At 60.3% G+C, this 16847-nt stretch carries 20 protein-coding genes; 9 read left to right on the forward strand and 11 right to left on the reverse strand.

What is annotated here, in order from left to right; genetic code table 11:
• Positions 1-92 precede the first annotated feature (92 nt).
• Positions 93-1133, forward strand: a complete 1041-nt coding sequence (locus tag C2L64_RS35320; protein WP_007584794.1) for a LacI family DNA-binding transcriptional regulator — start codon at positions 93-95, stop codon at positions 1131-1133.
• A gap of 82 nt (positions 1134-1215) precedes the next feature.
• Here the strand turns inward: C2L64_RS35320 and C2L64_RS35325 are convergent, their stop codons facing one another.
• The 3 genes from C2L64_RS35325 to C2L64_RS35335 are packed head-to-tail and all read right to left on the reverse strand — an operon-like array spanning position 1216 to position 3325.
• Entirely contained in the window at positions 1216-1662 is a 447-nt protein-coding gene (locus C2L64_RS35325) for a carboxymuconolactone decarboxylase family protein (protein ID WP_007584796.1), read from the reverse strand.
• A gap of 1 nt (position 1663) precedes the next feature.
• On the reverse strand, positions 1664-2089 hold the full coding sequence (locus C2L64_RS35330) for a cupin domain-containing protein (RefSeq protein ID WP_007584807.1): 426 nt from the start codon (positions 2087-2089) through the stop codon (positions 1664-1666).
• Positions 2090-2134: 45 nt separating this feature from the next.
• A complete protein-coding gene (locus C2L64_RS35335; RefSeq protein WP_039900865.1) occupies positions 2135-3325 on the reverse strand; it encodes an MFS transporter in 1191 nt (396 codons plus the stop codon).
• Between the two features lie 190 nt (positions 3326-3515).
• Between C2L64_RS35335 and C2L64_RS35340 the strand changes: the two genes are divergently transcribed.
• Positions 3516-4478 (forward strand): GlxA family transcriptional regulator, encoded by a 963-nt coding sequence (locus tag C2L64_RS35340; protein ID WP_007584812.1) that lies wholly within the window; start codon positions 3516-3518, stop codon positions 4476-4478.
• A 142-nt stretch (positions 4479-4620) separates the two neighbouring features.
• Here the strand turns inward: C2L64_RS35340 and C2L64_RS35345 are convergent, their stop codons facing one another.
• Positions 4621-5238 carry a dihydrofolate reductase family protein gene (locus C2L64_RS35345; RefSeq protein WP_007584813.1) on the reverse strand — a complete coding sequence of 206 codons (618 nt, stop codon included), beginning with the start codon at positions 5236-5238 and terminating at the stop codon, positions 4621-4623.
• Between the two features lie 287 nt (positions 5239-5525).
• Here C2L64_RS35345 and C2L64_RS35350 point away from each other — a divergent pair, with 287 nt between their 5' ends.
• A complete protein-coding gene (locus C2L64_RS35350) occupies positions 5526-6701 on the forward strand; it encodes a porin (RefSeq protein WP_007584814.1) in 1176 nt (391 codons plus the stop codon).
• A gap of 30 nt (positions 6702-6731) precedes the next feature.
• On the opposite strand, the gene C2L64_RS35355 is transcribed toward C2L64_RS35350, so the two are convergent.
• The 7 genes from C2L64_RS35355 to C2L64_RS35385 form a co-directional block, all read right to left on the reverse strand.
• Positions 6732-7253, reverse strand: coding sequence for a cytochrome b/b6 domain-containing protein (locus C2L64_RS35355; RefSeq protein ID WP_007584815.1), 522 nt, complete (start codon positions 7251-7253; stop codon positions 6732-6734).
• A gap of 15 nt (positions 7254-7268) precedes the next feature.
• Positions 7269-7532 carry a PepSY domain-containing protein gene (locus C2L64_RS35360; protein ID WP_007584816.1) on the reverse strand — a complete coding sequence of 88 codons (264 nt, stop codon included), beginning with the start codon at positions 7530-7532 and terminating at the stop codon, positions 7269-7271.
• A gap of 114 nt (positions 7533-7646) precedes the next feature.
• On the reverse strand, positions 7647-8363 hold the full coding sequence (locus C2L64_RS35365; protein ID WP_007584817.1) for an anti-sigma factor: 717 nt from the start codon (positions 8361-8363) through the stop codon (positions 7647-7649).
• Positions 8360-8962, reverse strand: a complete 603-nt coding sequence (locus C2L64_RS35370) for a sigma-70 family RNA polymerase sigma factor (RefSeq protein WP_238554658.1) — start codon at positions 8960-8962, stop codon at positions 8360-8362. The genes C2L64_RS35365 and C2L64_RS35370 overlap by 4 nt, the downstream gene beginning before the upstream one ends.
• Positions 8963-9255: 293 nt before the next feature.
• Positions 9256-9978, reverse strand: a complete 723-nt coding sequence (locus C2L64_RS35375; RefSeq protein ID WP_007584820.1) for a maleate cis-trans isomerase family protein — start codon at positions 9976-9978, stop codon at positions 9256-9258.
• A 79-nt stretch (positions 9979-10057) separates the two neighbouring features.
• Complete coding sequence (locus C2L64_RS35380; RefSeq protein WP_007584821.1) at positions 10058-11407, reverse strand: MFS transporter; 1350 nt, start codon at positions 11405-11407, stop codon at positions 10058-10060.
• A gap of 286 nt (positions 11408-11693) precedes the next feature.
• Positions 11694-12284, reverse strand: coding sequence for a TetR/AcrR family transcriptional regulator (locus C2L64_RS35385; protein ID WP_007584822.1), 591 nt, complete (start codon positions 12282-12284; stop codon positions 11694-11696).
• A 189-nt stretch (positions 12285-12473) separates the two neighbouring features.
• Between C2L64_RS35385 and C2L64_RS54590 the strand changes: the two genes are divergently transcribed.
• The 6 genes from C2L64_RS54590 (at position 12474) to C2L64_RS35420 (ending at position 16839) form a co-directional block, all read left to right on the forward strand.
• Positions 12474-13763 carry an aromatic ring-hydroxylating oxygenase subunit alpha gene (locus tag C2L64_RS54590; protein WP_007584823.1) on the forward strand — a complete coding sequence of 430 codons (1290 nt, stop codon included), beginning with the start codon at positions 12474-12476 and terminating at the stop codon, positions 13761-13763.
• A 5-nt stretch (positions 13764-13768) separates the two neighbouring features.
• A complete protein-coding gene (locus tag C2L64_RS35400; RefSeq protein ID WP_007584824.1) occupies positions 13769-14176 on the forward strand; it encodes a hypothetical protein in 408 nt (135 codons plus the stop codon).
• 35 nt (positions 14177-14211) lie between these two features.
• Complete coding sequence (locus tag C2L64_RS35405; protein ID WP_007584832.1) at positions 14212-14628, forward strand: cupin domain-containing protein; 417 nt, start codon at positions 14212-14214, stop codon at positions 14626-14628.
• A 137-nt stretch (positions 14629-14765) separates the two neighbouring features.
• The gene (locus C2L64_RS55155; RefSeq protein ID WP_238554660.1) at positions 14766-14999 is read left to right on the forward strand and encodes a cupin domain-containing protein; all 234 of its coding nucleotides are present in this window, start codon (positions 14766-14768) and stop codon (positions 14997-14999) included.
• A complete protein-coding gene (locus C2L64_RS35415) occupies positions 14996-16255 on the forward strand; it encodes an NAD(P)/FAD-dependent oxidoreductase (RefSeq protein ID WP_007584835.1) in 1260 nt (419 codons plus the stop codon). Before C2L64_RS55155 ends, C2L64_RS35415 begins: the two co-directional genes overlap by 4 nt.
• Positions 16255-16839, forward strand: a complete 585-nt coding sequence (locus tag C2L64_RS35420) for a nuclear transport factor 2 family protein (RefSeq protein WP_007584837.1) — start codon at positions 16255-16257, stop codon at positions 16837-16839. Before C2L64_RS35415 ends, C2L64_RS35420 begins: the two co-directional genes overlap by 1 nt.
• Positions 16840-16847: the final 8 nt, after the last annotated feature.

The raw sequence follows: 16847 nt of genomic DNA on the forward strand, positions 1-16847 counted from the left end.
ATTAGCGTTCGTTGGATCGTTCCAACAAACTGTAGTAGACTGATTTCACGATGTCAAACACTTTTTGGAACGTTCCAATTGTGCAAAGCAACATGAAATCTGGACCGACCATTCAGGACATTGCCGCTGCGGCTGGCGTATCGAAATCGACGGTGTCGCTCGTTTTGCAGGAAAGTCCGCGTATCAAGGCCGAAACGGCCGACAAGGTGCGCGAGGCGGCTCGCGCGCTCGGCTATGTCTACAACCGCGGGGCGGCCATCCTGCGCGGAAGGCGCAGCACGACGATCGGCATGGTGATCAACGATCTGACCAATCCGTTTTTCGTCGAATTGCTGGTGGCGATCGAGCGGGTGTTGGCTCAAGCCGGATATACGACGCTGATGGCCCACACTGCCGAAAGCCTCGAAACGCAGACGAGGGTTCTGCGGTCCATGCGCGAGCAGAATGTCGCTGGACTGATCATGTCTCCCGCACTTGGGACGCCGGATGAGTTGCCCGCCGAAATTCAGTCGTGGGGAATTCCACTTGTACTGGTCATGCGTCCGATGGGGCCCGACGTCGATACCATTGGTGTCGACAACAGCTACGGATTCGCATTAGCTACCGAGCATCTGATCGGGCAGGGACATACGCGCATCGCTTTCGCTGGCAACCGGAAGGGCTATGCAGTTGCCAATCAACGCAGGCAGGGCTATCTGTCGGCGATGGCGGAGCACTCACTGCCTGTCGATGACCACTGGATCATCGATGTCCCTTTGACGCCGGAGGGTGGGCGCAATGCGGTCCGCGCGATCTTCGACATGAAGCCGCGGCCGACGGCCGTGGTTTGCTACAACGATCAGGTCGCAATCGGCGTGCTGCACGAACTCGACAGAATGGGCAAGCGCGCGGGCAAGGCTCTGGCAGTTGTGGGTTGTGACAATGTCGTCGCGGCCGAGCACACCAATCCGCCTTTGACGACGCTGTTCGCAGGCGCGGATAAGCTCGGCACCATTGCTAGCGAGACGCTGCTGGCTCGACTGAGCGAAACCTCTGAAGACGAAAAGCCGCCAGTGCAATACTTTGCGGTGCCTGAACTCGTTGTCAGGGAATCGAGTATCGGTGCGGGGTCATCTCGCGCCAGTGCTGCGTAACAGCGGTCCGAGTTGTGTCTTTAGACCATATCGATGAACGCCGCGATCGCGAATCATGACCACGCTTTCTGTATTGCCGATATTACAGCGCCGCCTGCGGTGGATTCCGAAAGCTGATTGCCATCCGGTTATACGCGTTCATCAACCCTATCGCGATCGTCAGATCCACGATTTCTCGCTCGTCGAATACCTTCCGCGCGGCCTGGTATGCATCATCGGGAACGCCGGTGTCCGCCACGCGCGTCACTGTTTCTGCCCACGCCAAGGCCGTACGTTCGCGCTCATCGAATAGCGTGCCAGCTTCCGCCCATGCCTGCACCAGTGTGAGCTTCTCGACCTTCTGGCCTCTTTTGAGCAGATCGCGCGTGTGCATATCCAGGCAATACGCGCAGTTATTGATTTGTGAAACTCGCAGGTAGACGAGATCGACCAGTATTGGCGAGAGGCCGCTTTGCGTGACGTATCCATACACGCCTCCAAGGGCCTTGATGCCTGCGGGTGCAATCTGGGTGTAGTCGAGACGTTTCATCTCACTCTCCATGTTTAACGGGTGTGGTCAAGGTGTGATCGTCACTATCGACGATGAACACGGCAAGCAGCTTTGCGGGCTGTGTCTTGCTGCCATTGCGGCTGATGCGATGACGAGCGCCGGGCAGTTCATAGAAGCTCTCGCCTGCGTGATAAACGCGAGCGGGCGCATCGTTCACTTGCGACTCGATCGAGCCCGAGACGACGTAGCCGTAGATAAACGCCGATGGAGCGTGTACGTGGGGCGGAGAAGCTCCCCCCGGCGCATAGTCGACGACGACAGCGACGAGCGACTTGCCGGGGACGTTCGGTATGGCCCGGTTGAAATTCGGCGTGACTGTTTCCCCAGTACCTTGTGCGGAAGCCGAAAAGCAGGAAAAGATGGCAATAGCGGCGCAGGCTGTGCCAATGAAGGATCGTGTATTCATAAATCGTTCGGATCACTGATGTTTAAACGAGAAATGGATGATCATTCAGACAGGCTCGGTCTCGCGATTGATCGTCGCGCGCTGCTGTATGGACGACCTCTGCATGCAACGATGCGCGGCTTCTGCAAGCACGAAAGCGATCGCAATCAACGCAGCCGCAACGAGGCTCAGGTACTGCCCGCCGATCGACTGCAGCACGGCACCGCCAAGCACGCCGGAGCACGCGAGCCCGATGTATGTCGCGGTATTGTTGAGGGCCAGCAGCAGCGGCGCCACGCCCGGCTTGAGGTGCACCAGCCGATGTTGTTGCGGGACGATCAGCCCCCATCCGCATATGCCCCAGATCACGAGCGACACCGCGGCGCTGAATGCATGTGCGGATGTCCACGGCAACGCGCAAAAATTGATGACGGCAACCCAAAGCATCGCGTTGATAATGTTGCGGCTCTCGAATCGGTCCACGAGACGGCCGGCCAGCAGGTTCCCGGCCGTCGCCGCCACGCCCCACAGCAGGAACATCCCGGCAAGAATCCGTTCGTCGCCGTGCGTGACACGCTGCAGCACCACGCCCGCATACGTGTAGACCATCAGGAACCCGCCGAAGGCGAACAACGAAGTGAGCAAGGTGAGCGCGATCCGCACATCGCGCACGGGTGCAAGACGTTCTCGCAACCTGACGGGTGCAGGGCGGGGAACGGATGGCAGCATCGTCCAGACGCCGATCATCGCCACCATCCCGAGCAGCGTGACGAACCAGAGGGTCGTTCTCCAACTGCCGAATCCACCGATAAACGTGCCGATCGGTGAGCCGAGCGCTGTCGCCCCGGTCAATCCCGCCGTTACGGCAGCTAACGCACGGCCGCGTTTCTCCGGCGGTGCGAGCGCGGACGCAACGCCCAATGCAGTCGGCGAGAACAGAGCGGCGCCGAATCCCGACAGCGCGCGGCTGAACAAAACCCAGTGCAAGTCCACGGCGACCGCGCTGACCATGTTGCCGGCGACGAAAATGCCTAGCGCGGAAACCAGCAGGAGCTTGCGCGGCCAGCCGCCCGCCAGAGCCGCCATGACGGGAGCAGCCACCGCGTAGGTCAGTGCGTAAAAGGTGACCATCAGCCCCGCGAGGCTGACGGATGTATGCAGCGACGCAGCGACGCCGGGAAGAATACCCGCGACGACGAAGTTGTCGGTGCCCATGGCGAACATGCCCAGGGCCAGTATCAGTAGTCGACGATCCATACGAAAGGTTCTTGCGATAAGCGGTTTGAGGTTCAGCCTGAAGTTGCGCGTCGCAATCTGTCTGGCGCGCGATCGCGGCATCGGCCCGGCCGTTTTTTGCGCCGCCACGGTATGGGTAGAGAATAATCGCCGTTGACCGTGTCTCAAATGTCATATATACAAGCGATTCAGGACATGACGCGGGCAAGCTATGCACACGATCGGCTTCGTTGTATTCCCAAATTTCTATCTGATGGGCTTCGCGGCAGTGACCGCCTTTGAACTGGCGAACGTAGTGATCGGAGAGCCGGCATACGAAGTGACGCTCCTGTCTGAAGAGGGCGGACTCGTAGTGTCCTCGGCAGGTATTCGTGTCGAAACGCAGCCCTTCAGCGACGCCGCCTTCGACACCGTCATGTTTGGCTCTGGTGTCGAGATTGACATTGTCTCGGCTGAATTGACTGCGTTCGTCAGGCGCGCCTTGAAAACATCGAGACGCATCGCGGCACCCTGCACAGGCGCGTTTATCCTGGCCGGTGCAGGGGTGCTCGATGGCCGTCGAGCGACGACACATTGGCGCTTCGCACACGATCTGCAGCGTCGTTATCCATCCATTGCCGTCGAAGAAGATCAGATTTTCATCGTCGACGGACCGATCTGGACGTCGGCAGGCATGACTGCCACGATCGACATGGCACTGGCGATGATCGAGAAGGATCATGGCCAGGACGTGTCACGCGCCGTTGCCCGCAAGCTTGTGGTCTATCATCGCCGCGCGGGCGGGCAATCGCAGTTCTCCACATTGCTCGACCTCGAGCCCAAATCCGACCGGATCCAGAAGGCAATCGACTATGCGAACGCCAATCTGCGCAATGCGTTGACCGTCGAGGAATTAGCCGATGTCGCGGGCCTGAGCCCGCGCCAGTTCAGCCGGGCTTTTACTGCTGAAACGGGGCAATCCCCTGCCAAAGCCGTTGAACATTTGCGCGTGGAAGCCGCGAGGCTATTGTTGGAGAAGGGACGTTTATCGCTGGATGTGATCGCGGACGAAGTCGGCTTCTCGGATCGGGAGCGGATGAGGCGGGCGTTCCTGCGGACTCTTGGGCAACCGCCGCAGGCGGTCCGTCGCTTTAGCAGGGAAAGCCGTGAGCCGACTGGAAACGCACGACCATGAATCGCGCACCGGCCCGCGCGCGATACGCGCTAGTCCCAGCAGCGTGAATGGCGACCCGCGCAAGTAGCCGACCATGTCTCGATTGGTCTCAGGCTTGCTGCGGGAGACCAAACCGCTCTCGCTATATGCAGGGTTGCTCCACTTAGTCGAATGTTCCTGTACGTACCTCGCCATCGCGCAAGTAGCGGGTAATCAACACGCCGCCAGGCGTGCTCATCGAGTGCGCCAGAGTGAAGGCAGACGCTAGTGCGTTGTCGCCGAACAAGCGCTTGCCGCGCCCAAGCATGATGGGGTATATCACAAGCCGAAGCTCATCCACCAGGCCGACTGCGAGCAGTTGGCGCAGCATGTCGCCGCTGCCGAAGGTCAATAGATTGGCGCCATCCTGACGTTTGAGCGCGCGTATCGCGTCGGCAAGGTCGCCCTTCAGCGTATGACTGTTCTGCCAGTCGAGTGCGCCGGACTGATGCGTGGCGACATGTTTGGGTACGCTGTTGAACAGGTCGGCGATGGCGCGGCTGTGAGAACCGGCCGGTACATGTGGCCAATACGACGCGAATATGTCGTAGGTGCGACGTCCCAGTAGCAACTCGAACGGCTGCGAGAGCAGATCCTGCAAGTTCTGGCCAATGGCTTCGTCGGCATAGGGAACTATCCAGCCGCCAAGTCGGAAATCGCCGCTGCGATCTTCGTCCGGCCCGCCGGGGGATTGCACTACGCCATCCAGACTGATGAAAACGGAAACAACGAGCTTGCGCATGATGTTCTCCAGGTCGACGGACCTGATCGATCCATCTATACGACGAACGAATCGCACGTCGATCGACAATCACTCAAACCGATTTCCAAAGAAAGCGCTCTTGCACCAGCAATAAAAGGCAACGCCGCTTCGACATAGTGAATCGCCAGACGATTCACACGCATCCATGCAGTACGGCAAATAAACAACACCTCTTTGGCAGATCGCTTTGCTGCAACGAATTGACAGGCTATGCTCCCTGTTCACGAAATTGATCCAGCTGGCTCACTAATTACTGTGGATCGCTGATGAAAAAGATCGTTATCTCCAGTGCCATTGGCGCACTTTTCGCTGCCGCGACTCCGCTGGCATTCGCTCAAAGCTCGGTCACGCTATACGGCATCGTCGATGAAGCTATCCGCTATCAGACGAACACCGGCCCGGGCGGCGACGACCAGGTCGTCATGACCTCGGGTCCGGAAACACACAGCCGGTGGGGCTTGAAAGGCAGCGAGGATCTGGGCGGCGGATGGTCCGCAGTCTTCCACCTCGAAAACGGCTTCGAAGCCTTCAATGGGACACTCCACGTTCCCGGCACATTGTTCAGTCGACAGGCTTACGTGGGCCTGTCGAACGACAAGTGGGGCGCACTGACTTTCGGCAGGCAATACGCGCCCGCTTACGACACCCTGGGCGATATTTTCGACCCGTTGACCGTTGGCAATTATTGGCAAAACAGTTGGCCCTATAACAACATCGGCAATTACCTGGAAATCAATAACGCGGTCAAGTACAAAGGCACGTTCTATAACCTGGCGATCGATGCGCTTTATGGTTTCGGCAACCAGCCAGGCGCGCTCGGTCTCGGCGCCATCTACGCCGTGGAACTGACGTACACATATGGCCCAGCCATGCTCAACGCAGGCTTCCAGCAGGTGTCGGTACCGACCTCCGCGACGGGCTCCGCGGTCGGCACCAGTGTCGGCAGTGCAATCAATGGTGGCAAGACGAACTTCCTGCACGTCAGCGGCGCCTGGCAGGTCACTCACGACGTTCGCCTGCTGGCCGGCTGGCTTCACGGCCAGGACCAGACAGGTTTGACCGACGTCAACATGCAGCAAGCTGGCTCGCCGACATTGAAGGGTGCCAGCCCCAACCGCATCGACGACACCATTTATGTCGGTGCGAACTGGAAAGCCACCGCGCCACTGCTATTCACGTTCGCCTACTACTACGGGCACGCGCGCAATGCTGAACGGCTCGACGGTTCGCTCGGTACGGGGGTGAACCAGTCGGCTACGATTCTCGCTGAATACTCTTTCTCGAGGCAGTCGGAAATCTACGCGATCACGGACTGGGCGCGCGGCACGGGTGCCTTCGCAGCCGACTATCCAGGCGGAGTCAATTCCGCCGGTGTGCCGACCAATACCATTGGCCGAACCAACCAGTTGGGCGTGGCAGTCGGTCTTCGCAAGATGTTCTAAGGACGGGTATTCGGGCTGCGCGCACGACTATCAGCGCTTGTCGGCGGGATCGCGCTTGAAGCCGGTCAGCATCGAGCCGATCAGATTGTCGCGTGTCCAGATGCTCATGATGATGGCCGCGAGGATGTGTACGCACACGCAGACTTCTAGTGCAATAGAAAGAACCGTGTGAAGGTCATGCGGCCAGTCTTCGCCCCAGAATGCGTCGAGGCGCATCAGCCAGCCGCTTAGCGCCAGTGCCAGAATCAGCAGCCAGAGTGCGATTGCCATCAGGCCGCCGAGCGGATTGTGCGACAGATGATGCAGCGGCTTGCCGGCGGCCAACGAGCGCACGTAGTCTTTCAGATGCGCAGGCGTCGGCCACCAGGCGGAGAATCGTGCGTAGGGCGTGCCGAGAAATCCCCACACGAAGCGACAGGCAACCAGACCGGCAGCGATATATCCAAGTACTCGATGCGCCTGGTCAGTCGGCCCGAACAGATTCCACACGACGATGCCGGCGACGGTCCAGTGTGTGAACCGCACACCTATGTCCCAGGTTTTGACGGGCATCGCGCGCGCCGGGCGTCATTCGATCTCGGACTTCACGACGGCAAGCGTCTTGGTGTCGTAGTAGATCTCGACCTTCTTGCCCTCTTTGTTGTGTCCGTAGATTTCGTAGCAGTTGCCGTCGACCTTGAACTTCTTGATCTTGTAGCCTTGCGCTTCGAGCTGCGCGCGCGCATCCGATTCCTTCATCCACTCGCTCTTCGGATACACCGGGCAATCGGCTTTAGCGAGCGCCGTGCCGGAAACGCCCATTGCCACGCATAACGCCAGGAACTTGAACATCCGCCACCTCATGTGCTGGTTTGTCGAGCGGTTACTCTACGTGCACCCAGACTGGTTCGCAAGCTTATTGTAGGGTTTAAGCGAATGCTGCTGGTATCACCCGCGTTCGAACATTCAGATTCCCTCGACGCGCCCCGCTGCAAGTACGGGCCCGGTGGGTTGCCCGGTTAGCGATCCCCCTTGCGGTTCAAGAGACACCGCAAGCGTGGTCTGTGCGCCGAGTTGCTGAAGCTGATCCCGCGCGACGTGCACGATCGTCGGATGCTGCGGATCGATGACGCCCAGGGAGACGGGTTTCGAGCCGGGCGGAATCATCCACATCTGCGTGGAATGGTTGGCGGCAATCGCAAAGTCGCGAGGCGGAACGACGACGATCTGTGCATGTTGCGCATCCACCGTTGCCGTCCAGGCTGCGCCCGCGCCTTGCCGTTCGAGCGTCGCAACCAGATATTGCGCGCCTGCGGGCGGGGCCTCGGCTTCGTGCAACACGGTGCGTGTCAGGACGATGGCGAGGGCGCAAGCTGCAACGACCGACGTCAATCCCGTCCAGCGCCAGAACGACAGGCTGTTCCATAGACCCGCGCGGCGCCCGTTCTGCGTCCAGCCCAACTGCGCTTGCAAACGGTCCCACACATGTGAAGGCGGCATCACCTCCGCCACGTCTTCGTTCAAAGGCATCAGGCGCGCTTGCCAACGCGCGAGCGATTCGGCCATGCCCGCTTCCTGCTGCATCGCGAGCTCGATTTCGCGGCGCTCCTCGTCGCTGAGCACGCCTAGTACGTACTCCGCGCAGCGAAGGTCTTTTTCGTCGGAAGAGGCGGGCGTATTCATCGTTCAAGACACGTCTTCAGCTGCATCAGACTGCGGCGGATCCAGCTCTTCATGGTGCCCAGCGGAACACTCATTCGCGCGGCCAGTTCGGCGTACGACAAACCCGTGAAGAATGCCTCCCTGATCGCGTTTCTCTGGATGTCGGGCAGCGCTTGCAGACACAACTCGAGCCGCTGGCGCTCCTGACTGAGTTGAGCAAGGGCAGCGGGAGTGGGTGATTCATCGACGATCTCTTCGACGGTTGTTTCGTCGAGCGAGACCGTGCGGCGGCGCCTGATGCGATCGATTGCGCGATTGCGCGCGATCGTCCCGAGCCAGGTGAGAGCGCTGGATAGCTGCGGATTGAATGTGGCTGCCTGGTTCCAGGCTGTGACGTACACGTCCTGAAGCGTGTCCTCGGCTTCGGACCGGTCACGCAGTACCTTGATGCAAATGGCGAATATCTTTGGCGATGTACGACGATAGAGCGTTTCAAACGCAGCCCGGTCACGCAACGCAACAGCCGATAGCATGCGATCCAGATCGTCGCGCCCCACGGTGTCCGAAGACGTGGGCGTACGCGTCGCGTCACGCATTTCCTTCGGTTGCCTTGAGGACATGTTCCACCCGGGCTGGCTGTACTCGGTACGCTTTCGTGCACGTAGTGTATCAGCGCGATGCGCATCCAGTAGCCCGTCGCCGGGCAATGGTCGCGAGGGCATCGGATCTCCTGGACGGTCGTGAACGCGGATTCAATTCCCTTTTTACGTTGCTGGACGTGTTGCGGATGCAAAGTGGTAAGGCATTACCGTTCTTCCCGCCACTGCTTGATCTGATGGTAGACAGATTTGCGCCGCTGAGCGCGGAATGGCCCTTTCTTCCCGATACGCATGAAGGTCAGTTTCCACCGACGTTATTGGCGGCAGATAGTCATGCTCGCCAATAGTGATCCATATCCCTGCGGCCGTTCGGAAATCCGAAGCTTCGAAAGGCAATACCACAGCAAAGCGGCATTGCTCGTCACCACGGGTACATCGAGCATGCGCTCGATCTCTTCGATCACAGGACTCACCCGAATCCCCGCGCAACTGACAAGCAGCGCATCGAACCGTCCACGTAGCTGCCTCGCCAGTTCCACCCACGCCCCGGGCGCGATCATTCCTTGCTCGAAGGGCGTGTTACACGGGATGCTCAGGTGCTCGTTGATCTCGATGCCTCGCCCGGCGAAGAATTCGATCTCTTTCATCACCACCTGCTCACGATAGGGCGTCAGCAGCCCGATCGTCCTGACGGAAAGCGCGTTGCATGCAGCGAGCACGGCCTCGATGGTGGTCACGGCAGCGATACCAGTGGCAGCCTCGATCCGCGCGTTGATGCTGTCCGGACCGTTCACGACACCTGCCGCCGTGCAGTTGAGCGCAATCAGATCGACCTTGGCGTCGGCGAGTAGCGCGGCGTGGGCTTCGAGATCATCGACGATGGTTTTGTCGGATTCGATTGAGGTGTCCCGAAAGGGCAGGCGCGTGGTGAGAAACTGCACACCTGGCGGCGCCATCAACTGGATCTCGAAATCGCACAGGCCGCCTGACGGGTAAAGGTGGCCGATCCGGGCCAATTCTCCGAAGCCGATGCTCATTGCTCTGCTCCTCAGTCAGCACGTGACGCCGCGGCGAACCGGCATTGCGGCTGCCGCGACACAGTTACGGATGAGCACGTCAACTTTCGAGGGGAACGCCCGCAGTTTCGACGAACGCATCGCTCGACCGTGAGTTGCGTGTCAGCGCAATGGCCGTTGCTGCGACGAGCGCCGAGGCTGCGAACGCGTAGAAATTCCACTTTACGTCGACGTTCAGCGTTGCGAGGTAGGCGCCCACCATCGGACCGGCCATCGCGCCGAAACGTCCGATGCCGACGGCCCAGCCTGTCGCGCTCGCGCGCGCGTGGGCACGATAGTAGTTCGCGATGAAGCCCAGCTGAACCATCGCGACGCCAATGCTACCGAAGCCGGCGAGTGCGACCAGCAAATAGTTCATCACGAGGCTGCCTTTCATAGTCAGCCCTGCAACCGCGAGCGCGCCAATCAGATAGCCGCCGACGATGGTCTTGCGCGCGCCGAGCCGGTCGCTGATACGGCCGATCAGAATCCCGCCAAGCGCTGACGACAGCATGAACACGGCGAGGAATGAGAGGCTCGAGCCGAGGTCGTAGCCAAGTTTGCGCATCAGTTGAGGCAACCACGTTCCGAGCCCGTAGATGACGAGGACGGCCGCCACCTGCGCGACCCACAGGCAGATCGTGGTCCAGAAGTTCTGCTGTGAAAACACTTCGCTGAACACGGCGCCGAGCGACGGTTTGGACGCCGCAGTGTCCGTATGGCGGCGAGGGGCAGACAACTTTATGCCGAGACGGCTTGCCAATCGTTGTGCGCGAGCGTCGTCGCCGCGGGCCAGCAGAAAGTCGAGCGACTCAGGTAGCAGCTTGATGAGAAACGGCACGGCGAGCAGCGGGCTCGCGCCGAGTGCGACGACGAACCGCCAACCATGTGATGACAGGAACGCAATGCCAATGACGGCTGAAAGCAAGGCGCCGATCGAGTAACCGGAGTACATCAATGCAAAGTTGAGGTTGCGTTTTTCAGTCGGCGAATATTCGACGGTCAATGCCGCCGCTGCCGAAATCACCCCGCCCAGTCCAAGACCCCCGATGAAGCGGCTCACCGAGAAAAAGGACGGCGAAGGCGCCCACGCCGCGCCCAGCATCGAGAGCGAGAACAGTACGACGCAACTGATCAGAAGCAGCTTCCGTCCGACGAGATCACTGATCACGCTGATGATGTACGAACCGAACAGTGTGCCGAACAGCGCGGCACTGCCCATCGCGCCGATCTGCATCGGCGTTAGCTTCCAGGCGGGATCGGCGAGCAACGAGGGAACAATCGTTCCCATGACGCCGATGTCGTACCCTTCAGCCACGATCGTGAGAAAGCAGAGCACGAGTACCAGGTAAGTCGTTCTGGCTGGAGGATCGAAGAAACGCTGTTGCGAACCGTCGGAGAGCGCGGCCATGCGAGACACCTCTGCTGATTAGTATGTCAAACAGTAATCGAGCCACCAACTGCCTGCTGCAACAAGGAACACGATGCCGCCACGCCGGCGTGCGGCAACCGCATCATCGATGCAACGGTCGAGCGTGGGCGAAGCGGCTCACGCATCCGACAGTCGGATTCTCGGGCACGGCGTGGCTAGCGTCACGGCCTAAATACAGAATGACATTCTTTTTTCTGCGCTGTCAAAGCATTTTCAAAATTCCGCTTCAATTCAGTTTCGTCGATAGCAGCAGGGAGCGTATTCGTCAGCGTGTATCGGCAGATCGTTCGCCTAGCAGCAGGTCGGCCATCATCGTCGAGACCTTGTCGATATCACGGTCGTCGCCGATGCGGTGATTGATCACGAAGCCATCGAACGCCATCCAGATCAGGTGCGCAAGCAGGTCGCCGTGTACGACGTCGGCACGCTCCGGCGGAAGGGACTCGAGCAGCAACTGGGTCAGGAATGCTTCGACCGGTTCGAGCAGATTGACCGGCTTTCGCATCTCCGCGGGTGCCGTCGCCAGCGCATCGATCAGCGAATTGGCGAACGAATGATCGGCGGCGGGGATGTCCGCCCAGATACCCGTAATGATGCGACGAATCTTTTTTCGGGGGTTCGACAGCAGCGCCACTTCGGCGCGCAGCGCCTGCAACTGCTGCGTCAGCCACGGCTGATAGATCTCATAGAGGATGATCAGTTTGGAATCGAAGTACACATAGAGATTCGCGACGGTGGTCCCCGCCTGCCGCGCGATCTCGGTCATCGTCGTCGCCGAATAGCCTTTGCTGCTGAACGCAGAGAAGGCAGACGCCAGGATCGCCTCCCGGATTTCTGCTTTTTTTACCTGCGGCACCGCGCCTCCTCGGGTAAGTGAAACAACCAATTGACCCGCCATTCTAGCAATCGCCGCGCGCGCGACGCGTCGCCACGGCACGCCGGTTCAAAAAGTTTTCACGGAAGGGCTTGACAGCCGTTTCTACTGAAAACAGAATGACATTCATTATTCAGCCATTCGGCTTTCACCCCACGAAGGACGCAATACATGAATGCGATTCCCGCCCCGGACGGCACGTTGACCGCGCGTTACGCAGAACTTGGCGCTGGACTGATCCCCGTCGAACCCTATATTTCGCCCGAGTACTACGAGCGCGAGAAGGCGCACATCTTCAAGAAGACGTGGTTGCATGTGGGCCGCGTCGAGGAGATACCCGAGGCGGGTGACTATTTCGTCAGAAGGCTGGATGCCTGCGACACCGAGATCATCGTCGTGCGCAACAAGCGCGGCGAAATCCGCGCGATGCACAACGTCTGTTCGCACCGCCTGAATCAGATTGCGTATGACAGAACGGGGCATACGCGCAAATTCTTCTGCAAGTTTCATGGCTGGGCCTATGACCTCGACGGCAACCTGACAGGCGTGCCTGACGAAAAGTGCTTTTTCGGTCTGGATTTCAAAGACTATGCGCTTACGCGCGTCGCATGCGACGTCTGGCAGGGATTCATCTTCGTCAATATGGAGCCTGAACCGAAGATGTCGCTTGCCGACTTTCTGAGGCCGATGTACGGCGACGTCGAAGGGTATCCGTTCGACAAGATGACGGTCGGCTTCGCGTGGGAAACCGTCGTCGATTGCAACTGGAAGCTCGCGCTCGATGCGTTTCAGGAGGCGTATCACGTCGCGTACGTTCACGGCAATTCGATTGCCGATGCGATCGACAAGTCGGCAGGCGGCAGCATGCCGCCGCTCGACGCGTTGTGCGGCGAGTTCCATCGACGCCTCTCGCTCGCGGGCAATCAGAAATCGGTTTACGGCAACCCGAAGGCCGTGACGTCAGGCGGCGCCGCTGCAGCGGAAGCCTTGTCGGACGCAGGATCGAAGCGCCCGGTTGCGGCGGCCGCGCTGCGCGCCGGTATCGGCAGCGCGCGCCATGAATTTCCACTCGACGCACTGCCGAAGGGCGTCAACTGGACGAAGAGCGCGAACTGGCTGTTCGACATCAACGTGGTGTTTCCGGACTTCTATCTGTCGCTGCGCCCCAACTACTGCCAGGCGTACAACTTCCGCCCGATCGCACACAACAAGACGCTTTTCGAAGCGCGGGTGTACTACCCGGAAATGACGACGCCCGGCGGCCGCTTCTTCCTCGAATACATGAAGGTGGCGTTGCGCGATGTGCTGCTCGAAGACCTCAGCACGCTCGAACGCACGCAGCGCGCTGCCGAAACAGGCGTGAAGAAGTTCATGGTGCTGCAAGACAACGAACTGCTGGTGCGTCACAGCTATCACGTCATCGAACGTTTGCTGGCGCAAGCCGAAGCGACTGCGGAGTGAGGATCATGGAAGAGAAAGTCATTGTTATCGCGAGGCGCGCCGATGCCACCGCAACGGATGCGCCCACGCGCGCGGCGCTGCCCGCCGCGTTTGCCGAACTGAACCGGTTTGTCGACACGTGGGCGCTCGAAACCGAAACGGCGCGCACGACGCGGCGCCATACGGCCGGCATGCCCGCGATCGTCGAGTTCAAGGACGCCATGCTTGCGAGGGTCGACGAGATCGTCGCGTGGCTCAATCAGTACACGCTCGACACGCTGCCCGGCGATGCGAAGACGCTGATGTATCTGTTGCTTTCGCTAGCCGAGGTCGCGCCTGCCGTCGAGTTCTATCAGCAAGCGGCTGTGATCGACGGCTATGACCCGTTTCGCTTCGTGGCCGACGAAACCTTTTCGATGCGCCCGGTCGTCTGACGCTCGACAGGCAAACCCAGTTCAAGGATTCGACCATGCCTAAATGCCGCATTTTTGGAATCGATCACGGACTCAAGGAGGTCGTCGCCGACGGCCTCTATATGAAGACGATGATCGGCGAGACGATGAGTGTCGCTGTCATCAAGTTTGTCGAAGCGGCGGGTCGCAGCCTGCCGGCAAAGGCGCATAGCCACGGCGAAGAGGCATCGTTGCAGGTGAGCGGCGGCTGTTCGATCTTCGAGGTGCACGCCGATGGCGAAGCGTTCGAGCGGCGCCTGAATAGGGGCGAGGGCATGATCATTCCCGCCGGTTTGAGTCACTACGGCGTCAACACGTATGAAGGCGCGGGCATGAGCATGCGTCTGAACGTGGTGACGCCACCGCGTGCCGAATATCGCAGTGAAGACGAGCCGCCGTATTACCCGCTCGCCGATCGGGAGCGTGCATCGTGAGCGCCGCGATCCCGACGAATTCCCGCATTGCACATTGCACGCTATTGCCCGCCGTTCAGGCGGACAGCGCATCGTCTTCGACGACAGGCCAGCGAAATGTAGCCGACGGCGTGGCACTGTCAGCGTCGACTCAACTCATGACCTGCGATGAGTCAGTCGGGTTCGAAGCGAACCTGCTTGGCGAAGAACTCGCAGCCGTGCTCGAAGGGCGGGTCGACATCGTCGCGGCGGATGAGCACTACGTTCTCTCGGCAGGCGAAGCGATCCTGATTCCGCCGCGCGAGGCACGCAGCTATCGGTGCGTCACGCCTCATTGCGTGCTGTATCGCGTGACGTGCAGTCCCGCACAAAGCGAGGAGGACCACGCATGAGTTCCCCACATGTCGCGATCGTCGGCGCGGGTCATGCGGGCGGCCGCGTCGCCCAGCATCTCAAGGCCTTCGGCCATACCGGGCCAGTGACGCTGATCGGCGACGAGCCGCATGCACCGTATGAGCGTCCCGCGCTGTCGAAAGAACTGCTGCTCGGCACGAAGACGCAAGAGAGCATCGCGTTGTCGCCGGCTGCGTACTGGACCACAGAGTCGTTGCTGCAAGCCGGCATCGCACGCATTCACGCGAGCGCGCAGTCGCTCGATGTCGATGCTCGACGGCTGCAACTCGACAACGGCGTCACGGTGGACTTCGACCTGATGGTGGTCGCCACAGGCGGCATCGCGAGGCGTCCGCGCTTCGTCAGGCAGCCTATTGAAGGCGTCCACGCACTGCGGACGCTCGACGATTGTCTGACGTTGCGCTCGTCGCTGCAAGGCTGCCGCAAGCTCGCGATCATCGGCGCAGGCGTGATTGGTATGGAGGTGGCGTCGTCGGCAATTGCTCTCGGCGTGCCGGTGACGGTGCTGGAGGCGGGTGACGGCATCATGGCGCGCTGCCTGCCTTCGCAGGTGGCCGGATGGCTTGCACATGAGCATGTCGCGAAGGGTGTCGACTTGCGAACACGCGTCAACGTTACAGACATCGCACGTGCCGGTGCTATCGACGGCGATACGTTCGCGCTGCGCATCGACGCAACGCAAGATGGCGTGCCGTTGAGCATCGGAGCCGACTGCGTGCTGATTGCGATCGGCGTCGATTGCAATCCCGCGTTCCTGCATGGATCTGGGCTCTCGGACGAGCACGGCGTGCTGGTGGACGCGTTTTGCCGCAGCCCCTCTGCGCCGTGGCTCTATGCGGCAGGTGACGCGGCGTGCACGTTGGACACGGGTTCCAGCCGTCACATCAGGCAGGAAACGTGGCGCAACGCTGAGAATCAGGCGCGTGCAGTGGCCGGGATCATCACGGGGAGAACGGAGCCCTATTCGGAGATCCAATGGATGTGGACCGATCAGCTCGGCCACACGATCCAGGTCACGGGCGTCCATGAACCCGGCGATGAAACGGTTGTGCGCGGGTCGCTTGCATCGGCGGATGCGACGGTCATTTCGCTGCGCAACGGCTGCGTCGCCGCGGGCGTGACGATCAACCAGAGCCGTGAACGGCGGCATCTGGAACGTCTCGTAAGCGGGCGCAGGCGTGTCGATGCAGGCAGGCTGGGCGACACGTCGGTCCCATTGAAGGAGCTCGTTTGATGTCGGACCCTCATTCGACGCTTCATTCGCTTGAAACGCGTGTCGCACGACTCGAAGCGATCGACGCGATCCGCTCGCTGAAGGCGCGCTATGCCGCGCTCGCGGATGCGAAATACACGCGCGACTATCAGCGCCAGTCAGAGCACGTGATGCGTGAAATCGCCTTGCGCCAGGCAGAGTGCTTTACGGAACGCGCCGTTTGGCGCGGCGGCGCGGGGTTCGGCAGCGATCTGGTCGGGCGCGAGCGGCTTTACGACTGGTTTCAGCGCTCGCCGTGGCGCTTTGCAATGCACTACTACGTCAGCGAAACACTCGATGTGACAGATGCACTTCATGCCACGGGCAGTTGGCGGCTTTGGCAACTCGCGTTGCGTGACGACGACGCGCATGCCGTACTGCTCGGCGCCGTCACCGAGGAGCAGTACGAGCGCACGCCCTCCGGCGAGTGGCTGATCAGTGACATGCGTTTCACACAGCTTCACATGATGGAGCCTGACGACCGGATGCTGCCGTTGGCGAGCGATTTCGCTTCGTTGACTGCGCTGCGCAAATCCGGATCGAGCGAAATCACCCAAACCGTTTGATGGATGGA

It is taken from the genome of Paraburkholderia hospita (assembly GCF_002902965.1).
In the GTDB taxonomy this organism is placed as follows: Bacteria; Pseudomonadota; Gammaproteobacteria; order Burkholderiales; family Burkholderiaceae; genus Paraburkholderia; species Paraburkholderia hospita.